Annotated in this window: 13 protein-coding genes; 8 read left to right on the top strand and 5 right to left on the bottom strand. The window is 72.5% G+C overall.

What is annotated here, in order from left to right:
• Nucleotides 1-115 precede the first annotated feature (115 nt).
• Complete coding sequence (locus ACFW6A_RS07800; protein WP_351841617.1) at nucleotides 116-2,479, top strand: PQQ-binding-like beta-propeller repeat protein; 2,364 nt, start codon at nucleotides 116-118, stop codon at nucleotides 2,477-2,479.
• Here the strand turns inward: ACFW6A_RS07800 and ACFW6A_RS07795 are convergent.
• Entirely contained in the window at nucleotides 2,476-3,093 is a 618-nt protein-coding gene (locus ACFW6A_RS07795; RefSeq protein ID WP_386639343.1) for a hypothetical protein, read from the bottom strand. The two genes, ACFW6A_RS07800 and ACFW6A_RS07795, sit on opposite strands and share 4 nt — an antisense overlap.
• Before the next feature lie 139 nt (nucleotides 3,094-3,232).
• On the opposite strand from ACFW6A_RS07795, the gene ACFW6A_RS07790 reads away from it, so the two are divergent.
• On the top strand, nucleotides 3,233-3,835 hold the full coding sequence (locus ACFW6A_RS07790; protein ID WP_351841613.1) for a hypothetical protein: 603 nt from the start codon (nucleotides 3,233-3,235) through the stop codon (nucleotides 3,833-3,835).
• Here ACFW6A_RS07790 and ACFW6A_RS07785 read toward each other — a convergent pair.
• Genes ACFW6A_RS07785 through ACFW6A_RS07775 form a run of 3 tightly spaced genes read right to left on the bottom strand, consistent with a single transcriptional unit; the run spans nucleotide 3,801 to nucleotide 6,176 of the window.
• Nucleotides 3,801-4,586 (bottom strand): enoyl-CoA hydratase/isomerase family protein, encoded by a 786-nt coding sequence (locus tag ACFW6A_RS07785; protein ID WP_386639340.1) that lies wholly within the window; start codon nucleotides 4,584-4,586, stop codon nucleotides 3,801-3,803. The genes ACFW6A_RS07790 and ACFW6A_RS07785 overlap by 35 nt on opposite strands.
• Nucleotides 4,583-5,014, bottom strand: coding sequence for an OB-fold domain-containing protein (locus tag ACFW6A_RS07780; protein WP_351841609.1), 432 nt, complete (start codon nucleotides 5,012-5,014; stop codon nucleotides 4,583-4,585). Before ACFW6A_RS07780 ends, ACFW6A_RS07785 begins: the two co-directional genes overlap by 4 nt.
• 19 nt (nucleotides 5,015-5,033) lie before the next feature.
• Complete coding sequence (locus ACFW6A_RS07775) at nucleotides 5,034-6,176, bottom strand: lipid-transfer protein (RefSeq protein ID WP_351841607.1); 1,143 nt, start codon at nucleotides 6,174-6,176, stop codon at nucleotides 5,034-5,036.
• 92 nt (nucleotides 6,177-6,268) lie between these two features.
• Between ACFW6A_RS07775 and ACFW6A_RS07770 the strand changes: the two genes are divergently transcribed.
• Both ACFW6A_RS07770 and ACFW6A_RS07765 read left to right on the top strand, forming a co-directional pair.
• On the top strand, nucleotides 6,269-7,819 hold the full coding sequence (locus ACFW6A_RS07770; RefSeq protein WP_351841793.1) for a FadD3 family acyl-CoA ligase: 1,551 nt from the start codon (nucleotides 6,269-6,271) through the stop codon (nucleotides 7,817-7,819).
• A 131-nt stretch (nucleotides 7,820-7,950) separates the two neighbouring features.
• Nucleotides 7,951-8,625, top strand: a complete 675-nt coding sequence (locus ACFW6A_RS07765) for a hypothetical protein (protein ID WP_351841605.1) — start codon at nucleotides 7,951-7,953, stop codon at nucleotides 8,623-8,625.
• 48 nt (nucleotides 8,626-8,673) lie between these two features.
• Here the strand turns inward: ACFW6A_RS07765 and ACFW6A_RS07760 are convergent, their stop codons facing one another.
• Nucleotides 8,674-9,669, bottom strand: a complete 996-nt coding sequence (locus ACFW6A_RS07760; RefSeq protein WP_351841791.1) for a LuxR C-terminal-related transcriptional regulator — start codon at nucleotides 9,667-9,669, stop codon at nucleotides 8,674-8,676.
• Nucleotides 9,670-9,923: 254 nt separating this feature from the next.
• Here ACFW6A_RS07760 and ACFW6A_RS07755 point away from each other — a divergent pair, with 254 nt between their 5' ends.
• From ACFW6A_RS07755 to ACFW6A_RS07740, 4 genes are all read left to right on the top strand, one after another.
• A complete protein-coding gene (locus ACFW6A_RS07755; protein ID WP_351841603.1) occupies nucleotides 9,924-10,178 on the top strand; it encodes a hypothetical protein in 255 nt (84 codons plus the stop codon).
• Nucleotides 10,179-10,342: 164 nt separating this feature from the next.
• A complete protein-coding gene (locus ACFW6A_RS07750; RefSeq protein ID WP_386478379.1) occupies nucleotides 10,343-10,519 on the top strand; it encodes a hypothetical protein in 177 nt (58 codons plus the stop codon).
• A gap of 213 nt (nucleotides 10,520-10,732) precedes the next feature.
• Entirely contained in the window at nucleotides 10,733-11,641 is a 909-nt protein-coding gene (locus ACFW6A_RS07745; protein ID WP_351841599.1) for a VCBS repeat-containing protein, read from the top strand.
• A 159-nt stretch (nucleotides 11,642-11,800) separates the two neighbouring features.
• On the top strand, nucleotides 11,801-15,526 hold the full coding sequence (locus ACFW6A_RS07740) for a LamG-like jellyroll fold domain-containing protein (RefSeq protein WP_386639337.1): 3,726 nt from the start codon (nucleotides 11,801-11,803) through the stop codon (nucleotides 15,524-15,526).
• The last annotated feature ends 108 nt before the right edge of the window (nucleotides 15,527-15,634 follow it).

Here is a 15,634-nt window from a genome sequence, read left to right as displayed (position 1 = left end):
CCGTATGACCTGCGACACCCGGATCCGCCCCCGGGTTCGCAACCAGGGCTCCGGACAGGAAGAATCAGGGCCCCGGGCCGTACCGTCATGGCCCGTACGGGGAGGTGGCAGGCAAGTGGAACAGCTGACGCAGCACGACCCGAGACGCATCGGGCCCTTCGAAGTGCTGGGCCGGCTCGGCGCGGGCGGCATGGGTCTGGTCTATCTCGCGCGGTCGGCGTCCGGCCGGCGCGTGGCGATCAAGACCGTGCGCACGGAGCTCGCGGAGGACCAGCTGTTCCGGGTGCGGTTCACCCGCGAGGTGGAGGCCGCCCGGGCGGTGTCCGGCTTCTACACGGCCGCCGTGGTCGACGCCGACCCGCGGGCCGCCGTGCCGTGGCTCGCGACCGCGTACGTCCCGGCGCCCTCGCTGGAAGAGATAGTGAACGAGTGCGGGCCGCTCCCGGCCCAGGCCGTCCGCTGGCTCGCCGCCGGCGTCGCCGAGGCCCTCCAGTCCATCCACGGCGCCGGGCTCGTCCACCGCGACCTCAAGCCGTCGAACGTGCTCGTCGTCGAGGACGGGCCCCGGGTGATCGACTTCGGCATCGCGTCCGGGGTCTCCAACACGCGGCTGACGATGACCAACGTCGCCGTGGGCACCCCCGCCTACATGTCGCCCGAACAGGCCCGCGACTCGCGCAGCGTGACCGGCGCCAGCGACGTCTTCTCGCTGGGGTCGATGCTGGTGTTCGCCGCGACCGGGCACGCGCCCTTCCACGGCGCCAACCCGGTCGAGACCGTCTTCATGCTGCTCCGCGAGGGCCCCGACCTGGAGGGCATGCCCGAGGAGCTGCGGCCGCTCATCGAGGCGTGCATGCAGATGGACGTGGCCCAGCGGCCCACCCCGGCCGACCTCCAGGCCATGCTCGCCCCGCACCTCTTCGGCCCCGGCAGCGACGACAGCGGCACCGCCTCCGCGTGGCTGCCCGAGTCCGCCGTCACCATGATCGAGACCCGGCGCGGCGGCCGCCCCGCCCCGCCGCCGCCGGTCACCCCGCCGCCGATGCCGCCGCGCCCGCCCCGGCAGCCCGACGGCGGCGGCTGGTCCGGCGACCCGCGCGATCCCGCCCCCGCGGGCGGCCGGCACGCGGGTCCCGCGGAGGAGTCCGGGGGGCCGGTGCGGCTCGGCGGGGCCACCGTGCCGATCGGGCCCGGCCCCCGGGTGGCCGACACCCGGGCGGCGCTCGCCCTCGGCCAGGCCGCCGACCCGCACGCCACCGGCTGGGTCCGCCCGCCCGGCGGGGAGGCGGCCCCGGCGCCCGCGCCCGCCCCCGTACCGCAGCAGACCGCGCCGCCCGAACCCGGCCCGTGGCGGCCGTGGCGCTTCCGCATGTCCAACGACGTGTGGGGGACGCCGGTCGTCGACGGCGACCTGCTCTACGTGACCTCCTTCGAGGTGCACGCGCTGGACACCGGCTCCGGCCGCCGCCAGTTCAAGACCCGCGACGTGGCCTGGTCGATGGCCGTGGCCCAGGGCCGCATCCACGCCTCCGACGGGCCGACGCTGTACGCGCTGGACGCCACCGACGGCGGCGAGCGCTGGCGGCACCGCACGGACGCCTGGGTGTACTCCCTCCAGGTGGACCGGGGCACCGTCGTCACCGGCACCCGGGGCGGCGGCGTGCAGGGCTGGGAGGCGTCCAACGGCGCCAAGCTGTGGGAGGTCACCGGCTGCCAGACGGACTTCGAGACCCCGGAGGCCGGCCCGTCGGTCCACGGCGACACCGTGTACGTCTGGCAGGACGCCCGGCTCCGGGCCCTCGACGCCCGGACGGGCACCGAGCGCTGGTCCTACCCGATCGGGGACGCCGCCTCCTGCGGGCACGTGCCGGTGCGGGTCGCCCCGGCCGAGGACGGCTGCGTGTACGTCTCCGCCGGCACCCGCGTCCTGTCGATCGACATCGCCGCCGGGCACGTCCGCTGGCACTTCGAGGCGCCCGCCGTCTTCCTCGCCCCGCCCGCCTTCGCGCCCGGCCCGGCCGTCACCGGCGGCGGCGTCTACCTCGCCGACCACCTCGGCACGGTCTACGCCCTCGACGCCACCACCGGCCAGGACCGCTGGCGGATCGCGACCGAGCAGCGCCAGTCCGCCGAACCGGTGCTGGTCGCGGACGGGAACGTGCACGTCGGCAGCGGCAGCGCGCTCTACACCCTGGACGCGGTCACCGGCACCCCCCGGTGGCGGTTCGCGGCCGGCGCCGAGCTGGTGGGCACCCCCGTCGTCGCCGACGGGCGGGTCCACTTCGGCTCCGCCGACCACGTCCTCTACACCCTGGACGCGACCGGCGGACAGCTCCGCTGGAAGCTCGCCACCGGCGGCGAGATCACCGGCTCCCCGGTGGTCAGGGGCGGCGTCGTGTACGCGTGCAGCAAGGACCGCTGCGTGTACGCGCTCGACGCGGCGAAGGGCACCGCCACCGGCCGGGGCTCGGCCCGCTAGTCCGGCGGGCGGCCGTCCCGGTCGGGCGGCTGCCGCCGCGGCGGGTCGACCGGGACGTCGAAGCGTCCGGGGGCGGCGTACGGCAGGGAGCGGGTCTCGGCGTCGTACGGGGCGCCGGCCCCGTACCCGGGCTCCGCGGGCGGCGGGCCGTCGAGCGTCGGGTGCGTGGGCGGCGGCGCGGCGGGCGCGAGCCGGTGGCTCCTGGCCCGGCCCGACATGACGAGCGCGCCGAGGAGGATCAGCACCCCGCCGCCGAAGGCGTTCGCGACGCCGTCGCCGAGCCCGCGGCCGTCCCCGGAGACCACCAGACCGCCCTCGGCCTGCCCGACCCGCACCATCCACAGGACGGTGAAGCCGAGGACGATCACCCCGGCGACGGCGACGAGCAGCCGGGAGCGCAGCACCACGCCGAGGAGCGTGACGAGGGCGGCGAAGGCGAAGGGCAGCAGGATCGAGCCGATGACCCCGGGTTCGTCCCCGGTGATGCCGGTGAACAGGTCCCCGATCGCGTAGTCGCTGCCGTGACGGCCGTCGTACCAGGCACGGAAGGGGCTCCAGACGGCGGCCGTCGCTCCGGCGAGGGCCAGTACCGAGCCGACGACGTTGCGGATCATCGGGGGGCCTCCTCGGGGGCTCTCGCGGTCCGGCTCTCTCGCTCTCGACGCTACGCCCGCCGGGCGGGGCCCGCCATGCGGGCTCCGGGTCCCCGCTAGGGTGTGGCGCGCACATGACGGACGGACGGGGGAGACGACGATGGTGCGGACCCGGGTGAAGATGGCCGCCGTGCTGACGGTCGTGGTGCTGGCACTGACCGGCTTCCAGACCAGCAGCAGCGGCGGGGGCAAGGGCGGCAGCGGCAAGAGCAAGAGCAAGAGCAGCGGTGGCGGCGGCTGCTCCAGCGACAAGAAGGACAACGACGACTACGAGGGCTCCGGGTCCGGGGGCTCCGACTCCGGCTCAGGGAACGGCTACACCGCCGACCCGACGCCCACCTCCTCGGCCGGCCCCGGCCCCGGCGTCGACGTGGTCGTCGTCGACTGCGTGAAGCCTGCCCAGAAGAAGCGCAAGGGGAAGCCGGCCCGCAAGGCGGACACCACGGCGACGCTGCGGATCGTCAACGAGGGGCTCTACAGCACCACCGACACCTACCGGGTGACGCTGGAGTTCCGGGACGGCACCGGCTCCCCGGTCGACACGGCGGTCAAGACGGTGACCGTGGGGGCCGGGGAGCGGCTGGACTTCGAGGTGGGCATGACGAAGCCCGGGGCCGTCGACAAGGTCCGCCGGTGCGTGGTCCGCGAGGCGGTCGAGATCCTCGCCCCTACCGCGTCCGGTACCCCGTCCGCCGGGTCGTGAACAGCTCCGCCTGCCGGTCCGCCGGCAGGTTGCCGAGGGTCACCAGGTGCGGGGCCTGGGCGAGGGCCTGGGACCTGACGGCCTCCTTGGCCGTCCACAGGGCCCGCACCGTGCCCTGGACGGCCCCGGTGGGGCAGGAGGCGAGGACGGCCGCCGCCTCCCGCGCGGCGGCCAGCGCCCCGCCGGGCTCCGTCACCTCGCTGACCAGGCCCGTCTCGTACGCCCGGCGCGCGGAGATCCGCTCGGCGGAGCCCATGAGGGCCATCCGGGCGACCTCCCCGAAGGGCATCCGCTGCGCCATGTGGACGGTTTCGAAGGCGCTGACCATGCCGTAGGTGGTGTGCGGGTCGAAGAAGGTGGCGGTCTCGCCGGCGATCAGGAACTCGGCCTCGCCGAGCAGGTAGAAGGCGCCGCCGCAGGCCATGCCCTCGACGGCGGCGATCACCGGTTTCCACAGGTCGTTGGCCTTGGGGCCGATCGCGACGAGCGGGTCGTCGAGGGTGTACGGCGAGGAGGGCTGCGGCACCCGGCCGGCGTCGTCGCGGTCGATGCCGGTGCAGAAGGCCCGGCCTCCGGCGCCGGTGACGACGATCGCCCGGACCCCGTCCTCGTACCGGAAACCCCGCCAGACGGCGCCGAGGCCGTCCGCCATGGCGAGGGTGATCGCGTTGAGCCGCTCGGGCCGGTCGAGGGTGACGACGGCGACGCCGGTCTCCTCGTCGCGCTCCACGCGGATCCCGGGGGCGCTCATCCGCGCTCCAGGAGCCAGCGGGGGACGGCGAGGCCGTCGATCTCTGTGAAGGCGACGCGGACGGCGGCGCCGATGCGGAGCCGGGCCGGGTCGACGGAGTCGAGGCGGGCGCCGGGGGCGGCGACGACGTTGCCGGCGAGCCGGATGCGGGGGGCGTCGGCGAGTTCGACGAGGACCGCGTTGTAGGGGGCCTGGGCGGCGTAGTCGGGCAGCAGCGGCGGGTGCGGGAGCACGTACGACCAGATCCGGCCGCGGCCGGACATGAGCCGCCACTCGGTGGCGAAGGACTGGCAGTGCGGGCAGCAGGGGCGGGGCGGGAAGCGGAGTTCGCCGCAGTCCTCCTCGGCGCAGGCCTGGATCCTCAGTTCGCCGCGGGCGGTGAACTCCCAGAAGGGGGCGCCGTCTTCGTCGATGACGGGGTTCAGCACACGGATCAGCTCCTCGGGTTCAGGCGCGCAGCAGGACGGCGGAGGTGGGGACGCCCTCGCCGGCGGTGACGAGGCAGGTGGCGGCGTTCGGCACCTGGGCGGTGGAGGTGCCGCGGAGCTGCTTCACGCCCTCGTTGATGAGGTTGAAGCCGTGGACGTACGCCTCGGAGAGGCCGCCGCCGCCGGTGTTGAGGGGGAGCCGGCCGCCGAGTTCGAGGGCGCCGCCCTCGGTGAAGGCGGCGCCCTCGCCGCGCCCGCAGAAGCCGTAGCCCTCCAGGGAGAGCGGGACGAGCGGGGTGAAGGCGTCGTAGATCTGGGCGACGTCCACGTCGTCCGGGCCGAAGTCGGCGTTCTTCCACAGGTGGCGGGCGGCGGTCCAGGCGGGTCCGGAGAGCGGGTCGTCGTTCCAGTAGTTGACCATGCCGTGGTGCTGGGCGGGCAGGCCCTGGGCGGCGGAGTGGACGTAGACGGGCTTCTGGCGGCAGTCGCGGGCCCGTTCGGCGGAGACGACGACGCAGGCGAGGGCGCCGTCGGTCTCCAGGCAGTTGTCGAAGAGGCAGAGGGGTTCGCTGATCCAGCGGGAGGTCATGTACATCTCGCGGGTCAGCGGGCGCTCGTACATGATCGCGTCGGGGTTCTGGTTGGCGCGGTTGCGGCAGGCCAGGGCGACGTTGAAGAGGTGGTCGCGGGTGGCGCCGTACTCGTGCATGTAGCGGCGGGCGAGCATGCCGATCTCGTCGGCGGGGCGGAGCAGTCCGAAGGGGCGGGTCCACTGGCCGGGGGTGGGGAGCTGGACGGCGGTGTTCTTCCAGGGGCGGGGTCCGGAGCCGCGCTTGCGGGACCGCCAGGCGACGCCGACGCTCGCCTGGCCGGTGGCGACGGCGGCGGCGAGGTGGCCGACGGTGGCGCAGGAGCCGCCGCCGCCGTAGCCGACCTTGGAGAAGAAGGTGACGTCGCCGGCGCCGATGGCCTTGGCGACCTCGACCTCGTCGGTCTCCTCCATGGTGTAGGAGGCGAAGGCGTCGACCTCGGAGGGGGCGATGCCGGCGTCGTCGAGGGCGGCGAGGATCGCCCGGCAGGCGAGGGCCTTCTCGGTCTCGGGGAGGTGTTTCGCGAAGGGAGTCTGACCGATCCCGACGATGGCTGTGGCGTCCTTGAGCACCGGACCTCCTTCTGGGGCAGCACTGCTGACAGCGCGTCAGGCTACAACTAATCTGACGGATAGTCAGCTACAGGGAGGCTGGGGACATGGGCATGCGCGGTGACCTGGAGTGGGGCACGATCCCGGGACTCGTCCGGGCGGCGGGGGAGCGGTGGGGCGGGCGGGAGGCGGTCGTCGACGGCCGCGTCCGGGTCTCGTACGCCGAACTCGCCGCCCGCGTCGAACGGTCCGCCGCCGCCTGCCTGGCCACCGGCGTCCGGGCCGGGGACCGGGTCGCGGTCTGGGCGCCCAACAGCCTCGACTGGATCGTCGCCGCCCTCGGCGCGGTGACCGCGGGCGCCGTCCTCGTCCCGCTCAACACCCGCTTCAAGGGCGCCGAGGCCGCCGACGTCCTGGCCCGCTCCCGCGCCCGGCTCCTCTTCGTCACCGGCACCTTCCTCGGCACCTCGTACGTCGCCTCGCTGCGCCGCGCCGGGGTCCCCCTGCCGCACCTGGAGCGGGTCGTCGTCCTCGGCGACACCGCGCCCGACGAGGCCGAGTGGACCACCTGGAAGGCCTTCCTCGCCGAGGGCGACCGGATCCCGGCGGAGCGCGTGCGGGCCCGCGCCGACGCGATCGACCCCGACGCCCCCTCCGACGTCGTCTACACCTCCGGCACCACCGGCCGCCCCAAGGGCGCCGTCATCAGCCACGCCCAGACCCTGCGCTGCTACGAGGAGTGGGCCGCGCTGGCCGGCCTCGCCGAGGGGGACCGGTACCTCGTCGTGAACCCCTTCTTCCACACCTTCGGCTACAAGGCGGGCGTCCTCGCCTGCCTGATGCGCGGCGCGGTGATCGTGCCGCAGCCCGTCTTCACCGTCGACACCGTCCTCGCCAACATCGCCGCCGAGCGGATCAGCGTGCTGCCCGGCCCGCCCACCCTCCACCAGTCGCTCCTCGACCACCCGGCCCGCGCCGCCCACGACCTGTCCACCCTCCGCCTGGTCGTCACCGGCGCGGCCGTCGTCCCGCTGCGGCTCGTCGAGCGACTCCGCGCCGAGCTGGGCGTCACCACCGTCCTCACCGCCTACGGCCTCTCCGAGGCGAGCGGCCTGGTCACCATGTGCCACCGCGACGACCCGGACGAGACCGTCGCCACCACCTCCGGCCGCGCCGTCCCCGGCACCGAGGTCCGGCTCTCGGACACGGGCGAGGTGCTGGTCCGGGGGTACAACGTGATGCGCGGCTACTTCGAGGACGAGGAGGCGACGGCCGCGGCGATCGACCCGGACGGCTGGCTGCACACCGGCGACATCGGCGTCCTCGACGGGGCCGGCAACCTCCGGATCACCGACCGCCTCAAGGACATGTTCATCGTCGGCGGCTTCAACGCCTACCCCGCCGAGATCGAGCAGCTCCTGGGCCTCCACCCGGACATCGCCGACGTCGCCGTCATCGGCGTCCCCGATCCCCGGCTCGGCGAGGTCGGCAAGGCGTTCGCGGTCCGCCGCCCGGGCGCGCGGGTCACCGCCGACGACCTGATCGCCTGGTCGCGGCGGGAGATGGCGAACTACAAGGTGCCGAGACAGGTCGAGTTCGTCGCCGAACTCCCGAGGAACGCGAGCGGGAAGGTGGTCAAGGGGGAGCTGCGGAAGCGGGGTTGAGGCGTACGGCCCACCGTTCCGGAGGATTGGAATCCGATTACAGAAAGATCTCCGCGGCGGCAACCGGCCCGCCGCGTGGACACGTCATAGAGGCGCGCACTCCCGTCCCCCTCCGACCCGAGGAGCAGCAGGTGTCCACGCAGGAGATCCCCCTCACCCTCACCCCGCAGCAGGCCGCCACCGGCGTCGCCATCCCGGTCACCCTGCCCGGCGGCCCCACCCGGCTCCACGTCCCGCCCTGCCGCCACGGCGACCTCGTCCCGGTCCGGTTCGCCGGCGGAACGGTCCTCCTCCGCATCACCGTCGCGGGCGGCGCCCAGCCCCCTCGGCAGGACCGGTCCGGCGTCGCCGGCTGCCTCGTCCCGCTCCTCGTCATCGGCGCGATCGTCGGCGGCGCGTACCTCTTCAACAGCAACGACAGGGACGAGCCGGCCGACTCCCGCCCCACCGTCCCCACCTTCTCGGTCTCCCCCTTCCCCAGCCTCGACCTCGGCCTCGACCCCACGGCCGACCCCACCCCCACCGAGGAGGAGCCCGACCCCTACGAGAAGGGCACCTGCCTCAACGGCACCCTCCCGGACTCCGAGACCGCCCAGTCCGTCAGCGGCGTGGAAGAAGTCCCCTGCTCGGCCTCGGACGCCCACTACAAGGTCATCCAGACCTTCCCCATGACCTCCGACATGAACAGGTGCAACGCCAACCCCAAGACCCAGTACGCCTTCTCCCACCGCTACACCATGAACGGCACCACCATCAGCGAGTACGTCTACTGCCTGGTGGGGCTGGGGTCGTACGCCCGCGGCTGAGGGGAGGCCGCGGCTGTGGGCCGTTCCGGCGGCGCCGCCGGAACGGCCTCAGCCTCTCCGCGCGAGCCAGCCCTGCTGGACCGCGCGGACACCCGCCTCGAAGCGGCTCCGGGCGCCGAGCCGGTCCATGAGGTCGGTGGCGATGCGCCGGGCCGTGCGGGACGAGACTCCCAGACGCTTGGCTATGGCCTCGTCCGTGTGGCCCGAGGCGAGGAGCCGGAGCGTCGCGCCCTGCTGGGCGGTGAGCCCGTGCTCGTCGGGCACGGATCCGCTGCCGAGCGGCCGGGCCGTCGCCCAGATGGTTTCGAAGAGCGCGCAGAGGGCGGTGACGAGGCCGTCGCTCGTCAGGACCACGGCTCCGGCCGCCGTGTCCCGGGTCGTGAGCGGGATGATCGCGGTCCTGCGGTCGACCACGATCATCCGGGTGGGCAGCATCGGCACGGTGCGCACCTGAGCGCCTCGCGTGGTCAGCCAGTCCGCGTAGGTGAGCGTCGGTTCGTCGTTCCGCACGCTGTCGAGGTAGACGGTGCGCATGCGCACCCCCCGGTCGAGGAGCTCCTGGTCCAAGGGGCGGGACGCCTCCATGGCCTCGGCGGTCTGGGCGCCGTCGGTGTTCAGGCCGAGCAGTTCCTCCCGCACCTCGCGCGTGAGGGTGGCGAGGCGGTCGCGGATCCGGTCGAGCCCGATGAGCTGCTCGACGCCGGGCACCGATGCCGCGGGGGTGAGTGCCGCGTAGTCGGCGATCAGCCGGGCCGCCGCCTCGCGCGAGGCCTCCAGGCGCTGCTGGCGTGCCGCGAGATCGGCCTGCTGGCGTGCCATCAGGACCTCCATGCCCAGGGCGGGCGGCACGGCTCTCAGCCCGCCCTGGGACTCGTAGGACGCCCGGACGAGTGTCAGCTCGCTCAGCGTGTCCAAGGCGCGGCGCACCTGCTCCTCTTCCAGGTTCAGGCTCTGCGCGATGGCGTGCACACCATGCTGCGGATGGGCCAGCATGACGCGGTACACGGCCTCCGCCGTCTCGTTCAGTCCCAGTTCGACGAGCATCTCTGACATCCCCCCCGGAATGTTGTTCGGCAATGGGCCCTTCGGCCGGGCAATCATGTCAGGTGCATGCACGGGGCAACCAGGCACGTGGGGAGAACCCGCGGCGCTGGACGGTTCCGGCCTTGTCCCGAACAGGCCCGAGAGCGGTCCGCATGCCGTGGCCGGACCCTGGAAGTCTGAGGAGCATGTATCTGGTTCACGTCCATATGCGGCGGCCCGCGGACTTTCCGGTTCCCGGCGAGATCGAATCCTGGGTGGGTGACGCGGACCTCTCCGGCCACGTCGAGCACGTCACCGTCCACGCTCCCTCGCACACCCGCGTCGTCCTGGGCGTCTACGTGCTGGCCGACCGGCTGGGAGAGGCGGAGGCGGCGGCGCTGAGCGTCTGTCGGCGCGTGCTGGACGGGCGGCCCGAGCTGGCCGGGTGGACCCTCGTCGAGGGACACGTGCCGCTTCTCGCCCCCGTCTACGACACCTTCACCGTCGACGGTCCGGACCGGTTGGACTGATCCGTCCATGGCCCGTTCCGTCCACAGGAACGCCCTTCTCCTGGGTCTGAGCTGGGAGAAGACTGGACCCGTCGCCGGGAAGGACCGGTCGGCACACTGGATGTGGCATCACCGCGGGATGTGATCCGGAGACGTACTGCTCACTCAGGGACAAGGACCCCGCCATGCTGCGCACCCGTATCGCCGAGACCGTCGCCGTCGCTTTCGCCGCCGTCGCTTTCGCTGTCGTCGGCACCACCGCCCTCACCGTCGCTCCGGCCGAAGCCGACGTGGCCGTCGCCGTGGCCCCGCTCGCGGACCCGACCCCCGGCGCGGGCACCGACAACATGACCTGGCAGTAGCCCCGCCTTCTTTCGCGGCGGCGTCCCGCTTCCGCACGCGGAATGGCGTCCCGGATCCGCCGACCGGCATCCGGGACGCTCCGATTTCCGTCGGACCCGAAGTTCCGCCATGAACTCCGGCTGTCCGAACAGGAGATATCGAATTTCCAGAACTTCTCTTTGTCATACATGGGGTGTGGCGTGACGCGAAAATATGGATTCGGCCGACTGGGCGTGAGGGCTCTGCTGGCGGCTCTGGCCGCCGGCGGCGCGGCGGTGGCCGTCTACACGGCTGTGCCTCTCGACGTGGCGTCCGGAGGCGCGACCCGGCCGGTGTCGGCGCCCGGCTCCGGAAACCCCGACGCCATGATGGCCGCGGCGAGTGCGGCGACCGTGGGCATGGCCGAGGTCGTGGTGTCCGACATCGACGGTGACAAGGCCGACGACGTGGTGGCCGTGGAACGGTCCACCGGCAAGCTGTGGATGTACGCGGGCGCCGGGCGGGTGGAGATCGGCACCGGCGGCTGGAACGCCATGCACGACCTCGCGGGCGGTGACTTCAACGGCGACACGAAGTCGGACCTGGTCGCCGTGGAGCAGGCGACCGGAAAGCTCTGGCTCTACCCGAGCGTCGGCAAGGGGCTGACGGCCCGGGTCGAGATCGGCAGCGGTGCCTGGAACGGCATGCACGACCTGGTGGCCGGTGAGTTCACCGGAGACGGTAAGGCCGACGTCGTCGCGGTCGAGGACTCCACCGGAAAGCTCTGGCTCTACCCGGGGAACGGCGCCGGTGCGATCGCCAGCGGCAGCACCCGGGTGGAGATCGGCAGCGGCGGCTGGAACAGCATGCACGACCTGGTCTCCGTCGACCTCGGTGACGACGGCAGGAGCGATGTCGTCGCGGCGGAGACCTCGACCGGAAAGCTCTGGTGGTACAAGGGCGCCGGCACCGGTCTCGGTGTCCGGGCCGAGATCGGCAGCGGCGGCTGGAACAGCATGCGTGACCTGGCCGGCGGGGACTTCGTCGGAAGCGCCGACGGTGACCTGGTGGGCGTGGAGACGGCCAGCGGCAAGTTGTTCCTCTACCCCGGCAGGACGGCGGGCCTGGAGGCGCGGAAGCAGATCGGCACCGCCGACTGGTGACCCTCGCGGCGACGCTCCGCGTCACCGGCCGCGCGACGACGCACGCATGAAATATCCGTCATGTTTTGAATGCCTTTATTGAGCTGCTTTGGGGTGGGGATGAGTGTGAGATGGAGACGGGCCACAGGTGCGGCGCCCGGCAAGGGAAGACGCCACGTCATGGCGGGCGTCGCCGCGGCCATGGTCCTGTCGGCCGTACCGGCACTCGGCAGTGGCGCGTCCGTGGCGTCGGCCGCCGTGCCGACGACGGTCGACGCGGCGGAACCGACAGAGGCGCAGCAGGCGCTGGCGGATGCCAAGGAGTCGGGCGTCCGGGTCGAGGTGGTCGGTGACCGGACCGAGCACACGACCGTCTACGCGAACCCGGACGGCTACAGCTTCACGCTGGAGGAGTCCGCTGTTCCCGTTCGCGCGGCCAAGCCCGGTGGCGGGTGGCAGACCCCCGACGCGACCCTGGAACGGCGGGCCGACGGATCGATCGCGCCGAAGGCGTCGGCCGTGGCGATGAAGTTCTCCGGCGGTGGGACCGGCGATCCGCTGGTGAGGATCGAGGAGGAAGGCAGGTCGCTCGCCCTCAGCTGGCCGGAGCGGCTTCCCGTGCCCGAGCTCGACGGCTCGAACGCGATCTACCGGGAGGTCATGGAGGGCGTCGACCTTCGGGTGATCGCTTCGAGCGAAGGCTTCCGCCACCTCCTGGTCGTGAAGACGCCCGAGGCCGCGGCCAATCCGAAGCTCCAGCAGATCGACTACTCCCTGAAGGCCGAAGGCCTGAAGATCGTCAAGGGGCAGGCCGGCAACCTCGCCGCGGTGGACGCGGACGGCAATCGGGTCTTCCGTGCCCCGCCGGCCCAGATGTGGGACTCGGCCGGTGCCGCCGGCACCGCGCAGAGCCCCGACCCCACCCAGAGCCCCGAGGCCTCGGTGAGCGGCGCCGCGACCATGCTCGGATCCGAGTCGGAGCCGTCGTCGTCGCCGGAGCCCGCCTCCGGTGACGACGACGGCCGCGACACCGGTGAGCCGTCGGCCGGCGACACGGTGACGGCGATGGACGTCAAGGTCACCTCCGACGCGCTGACCGTCGTACCGGACGCGGACATGCTCCGCGGGACGGAAGCGGAGCACTTCCCCCTGTACATCGACCCCACGGTGACCTGGGGAGGGGCGGAGCGGACCCTGCTGCGCTCGGACGGCTACGAGTCGTACGGCTGGGGCAACGGAGACCAGGACCGGGGCCAGGGCGTCGGCAAGTGCGGCGAATGGAACGGCTACTACTGCGGTCCCGGTTACGTCCAGCGGCTCTATTTCGAGTTCTCGCCCGAGAAGCTCAAGGGCAAGCAGGTCCTGGACGCGACCTTCCGTGTCACGGAGCCGTGGGCCTTCCAGTGCGACCCCCGCTGGGTGGATCTGGTCCGGACGAACAACATCTCCTCCGCCACCACCTGGTCCACCCGGCCGAAGGAAGTCGACTGGATGGTCGACAGGCACATCTCGGCGGGCCGGGGCTCCCTCTGCGACCCCGACTCGCCGACCGCCCCCATCGAGTTCCACGACAACCCCGAGGAGCCCAACGAGAACCTGACCCCGACGGTCAAGGCCTTCGCGGCGGGCAGCATCTCCCGGCTCACCCTGCAGCTGAGGGCGCAGGACGAGACGGACGCGACGGCCTGGAAGCGGTTCCGCAACGACGCCGTTCTCGCGGTGGACTTCGTCGGTCTTCCCGACAGGCCGACCGGCGTCGGCCTGAAGACGGGTACCGGCACGGTCTGCAACAGGTCGGAGGCCGACCCGGCGATGGTGTCCGATCCGTATCCGACGCTCAACGCGGTCGCGCAGACGAAGGCCGGCGGTGAGCAGGAGGCCCAGCTGCGGATCTACTTCGACCTGGACCACAAGAACGCCGACGGGACCTGGAGCGACACCCCTGCCGGCAACGGCTCCGTGGCGCCCTCGACCACCTACCTCGGGGACGGGAAGCTCGCCGCGCTCAAGTGGTCCGCGCTCAACGACGGAAAGCTGTACCGATACCAGGCGTGGACCCACTCCTTCTACAACGGGGGATCGAGCCATCTTTCCAGCAGCTCCTCGGGCTTCTGCTACTTCAAGGTCGACTCCTCGGCTCCCAAGGCGCCGCAGGTCCTGCTGCGCGCCCCGTACTCCGAGTGCCTGACCGATGACGCGCCCGGTGCCGATCCCGCGGCACCCTGCAAGGATTCCGGCGGACCCGGAGTGAGGGCCAACTTCCTCTTCGCGCCTGCGGCCGTCGACGACAACGTCACGAACTTCCAGTACCGGCTGAGCCAGTCGGCCACCTGGACCTCCACGTGCCAGCCGGGTGTCCCCTGCCTCTTCACCGCCAGCTACCGGCCCATGAAGTCGGGCGAGTACACGATCTACGTCCGGGCCGTGGACAGTTTCGGCCGGCCGGGCGCGCAGAGCACGCTCGCCTTCAAGGTGGCGCGCGGCGAGGACCCGGTCGCACGCTGGCACTTCGACGAGTCCAGCGGCGTGGCGGTCGACACCGCGTTCGGCGGTGGCGGGATACGCCAGGACGCGACCCTGGCCGGCGGCGCGGTGCGGGACGGCCGTGGACGACTCGGGCTGGTCACGCACGACGAACAGGGAGCGCCGCTGGCGACCCCGGTGAACGACAAGGGCCTGCTGCTGAACGGCACGGGGGGCTACGCGGCGACCAGCACGCCCGTGCTGAACACGGGGCTGCCGTACACCGTCGCGGCGTGGGTCCGGCTGGACGGCAAGACGCAGGACGGCGCCGTCCTCGCCCAGGACGGCACGAAGTCCAGTCCGTTCCTGCTCTGGTACGAGAAGGAATGGGACCGCTGGGCGTTCGGCGTCAAGGAGGACGACGCCTCCACGGTGACGCACGCCAACGTGACCAGCCAGACCGCTCCCCTCGTGGGGGCGTGGACGCACCTCGCGGGCAGCTACGACCCGGAGACGAAGGAGATCCGCTTCTACGTCAACGGCAAGCTGCAGGGCGCGAAGACGGTTCCCGGCTCCTGGTCCGCCACCGGCCCCTTCAACATCGGACGCAACCTCTGGGCCGGCGCTCGTACCGCACCCTTCAAGGGCTCCATCGACGAGGTGTCCGCCTGGCAGCGCGCGCTGATCGACGAGGAGGTCACGGTGCAGGCGAAGGCCCTGATCTCCCAGGGTTACGCGGGCGCCGAGCTGGTGGCGAACTGGTCCGCCGACATGGCTTCCGGAACCACGGTCACCGACACCACCTCGGGCTACGGCCGGCCGCTCACCCTGTCCGGCGGTGCGACGCTCCAGGACGGCCACATCGTCCTCGACGGCGTCGACGGCTCGGCGACGGCCGCGGGCCCTCTCCTGGACGACACGGCTTCCTTCACCGTCACCACGCAGGTGGAGCTGGACGAGGACAAGCTGGCGACCAAGGACGTCAGCCCGGAGAACCCGTACGTCGGCCAGGTGCTGGGCCAGCGTACGGAGGACGGCTCGGCGTGGGGCTTCTGGTTCGAGATGGTCGGCAAGGACACCGTGTACGACGGGGACTTCAACCCGGTCGACGTCGTGGTGGTCGGCAAGTGGCACTTCGGGCGGCTGAACGCCGACGGCACGTTCTCCTCGGTCGTCTCGACCGAGGAGGCGAAGCTCAACGGGCTGGTTCGTCTGACCGGTGTCCACGACGCGCAGTCGGGCACGATCAGCCTCTACCTGGGCCACAACGACAACGGCGAGACGCCGTTCACGGCCAAGCTCGGTTCGGGTGACTTCGCCGTCGGCAAGGGCTTCACGTCGGGCGAGTGGAAGCACTACCTGCCCGCGAAGATCGCGGAAGTGAGGGTGTGGGCCGGGGCCATGGCCGGCTCCGACCAGATCAGCACCACCGTGGGGGACTGACCCGGTCCGCTCGTGCGGGCAGCGGCACTGCCGCTGCCCGCACCGCGGTCGTGTACGGCCGCGGTGAAACACATAGGCAATCCGCGCAGGCAATCAGCGCAGGCGATC

The sequence above is a fragment of the Streptomyces sp. NPDC058758 genome, from assembly GCF_042746075.1.
GTDB lineage: Bacteria > Actinomycetota > Actinomycetes > Streptomycetales > Streptomycetaceae > Streptomyces.
This window is presented reverse-complemented; position numbering and strand designations above follow the sequence as displayed.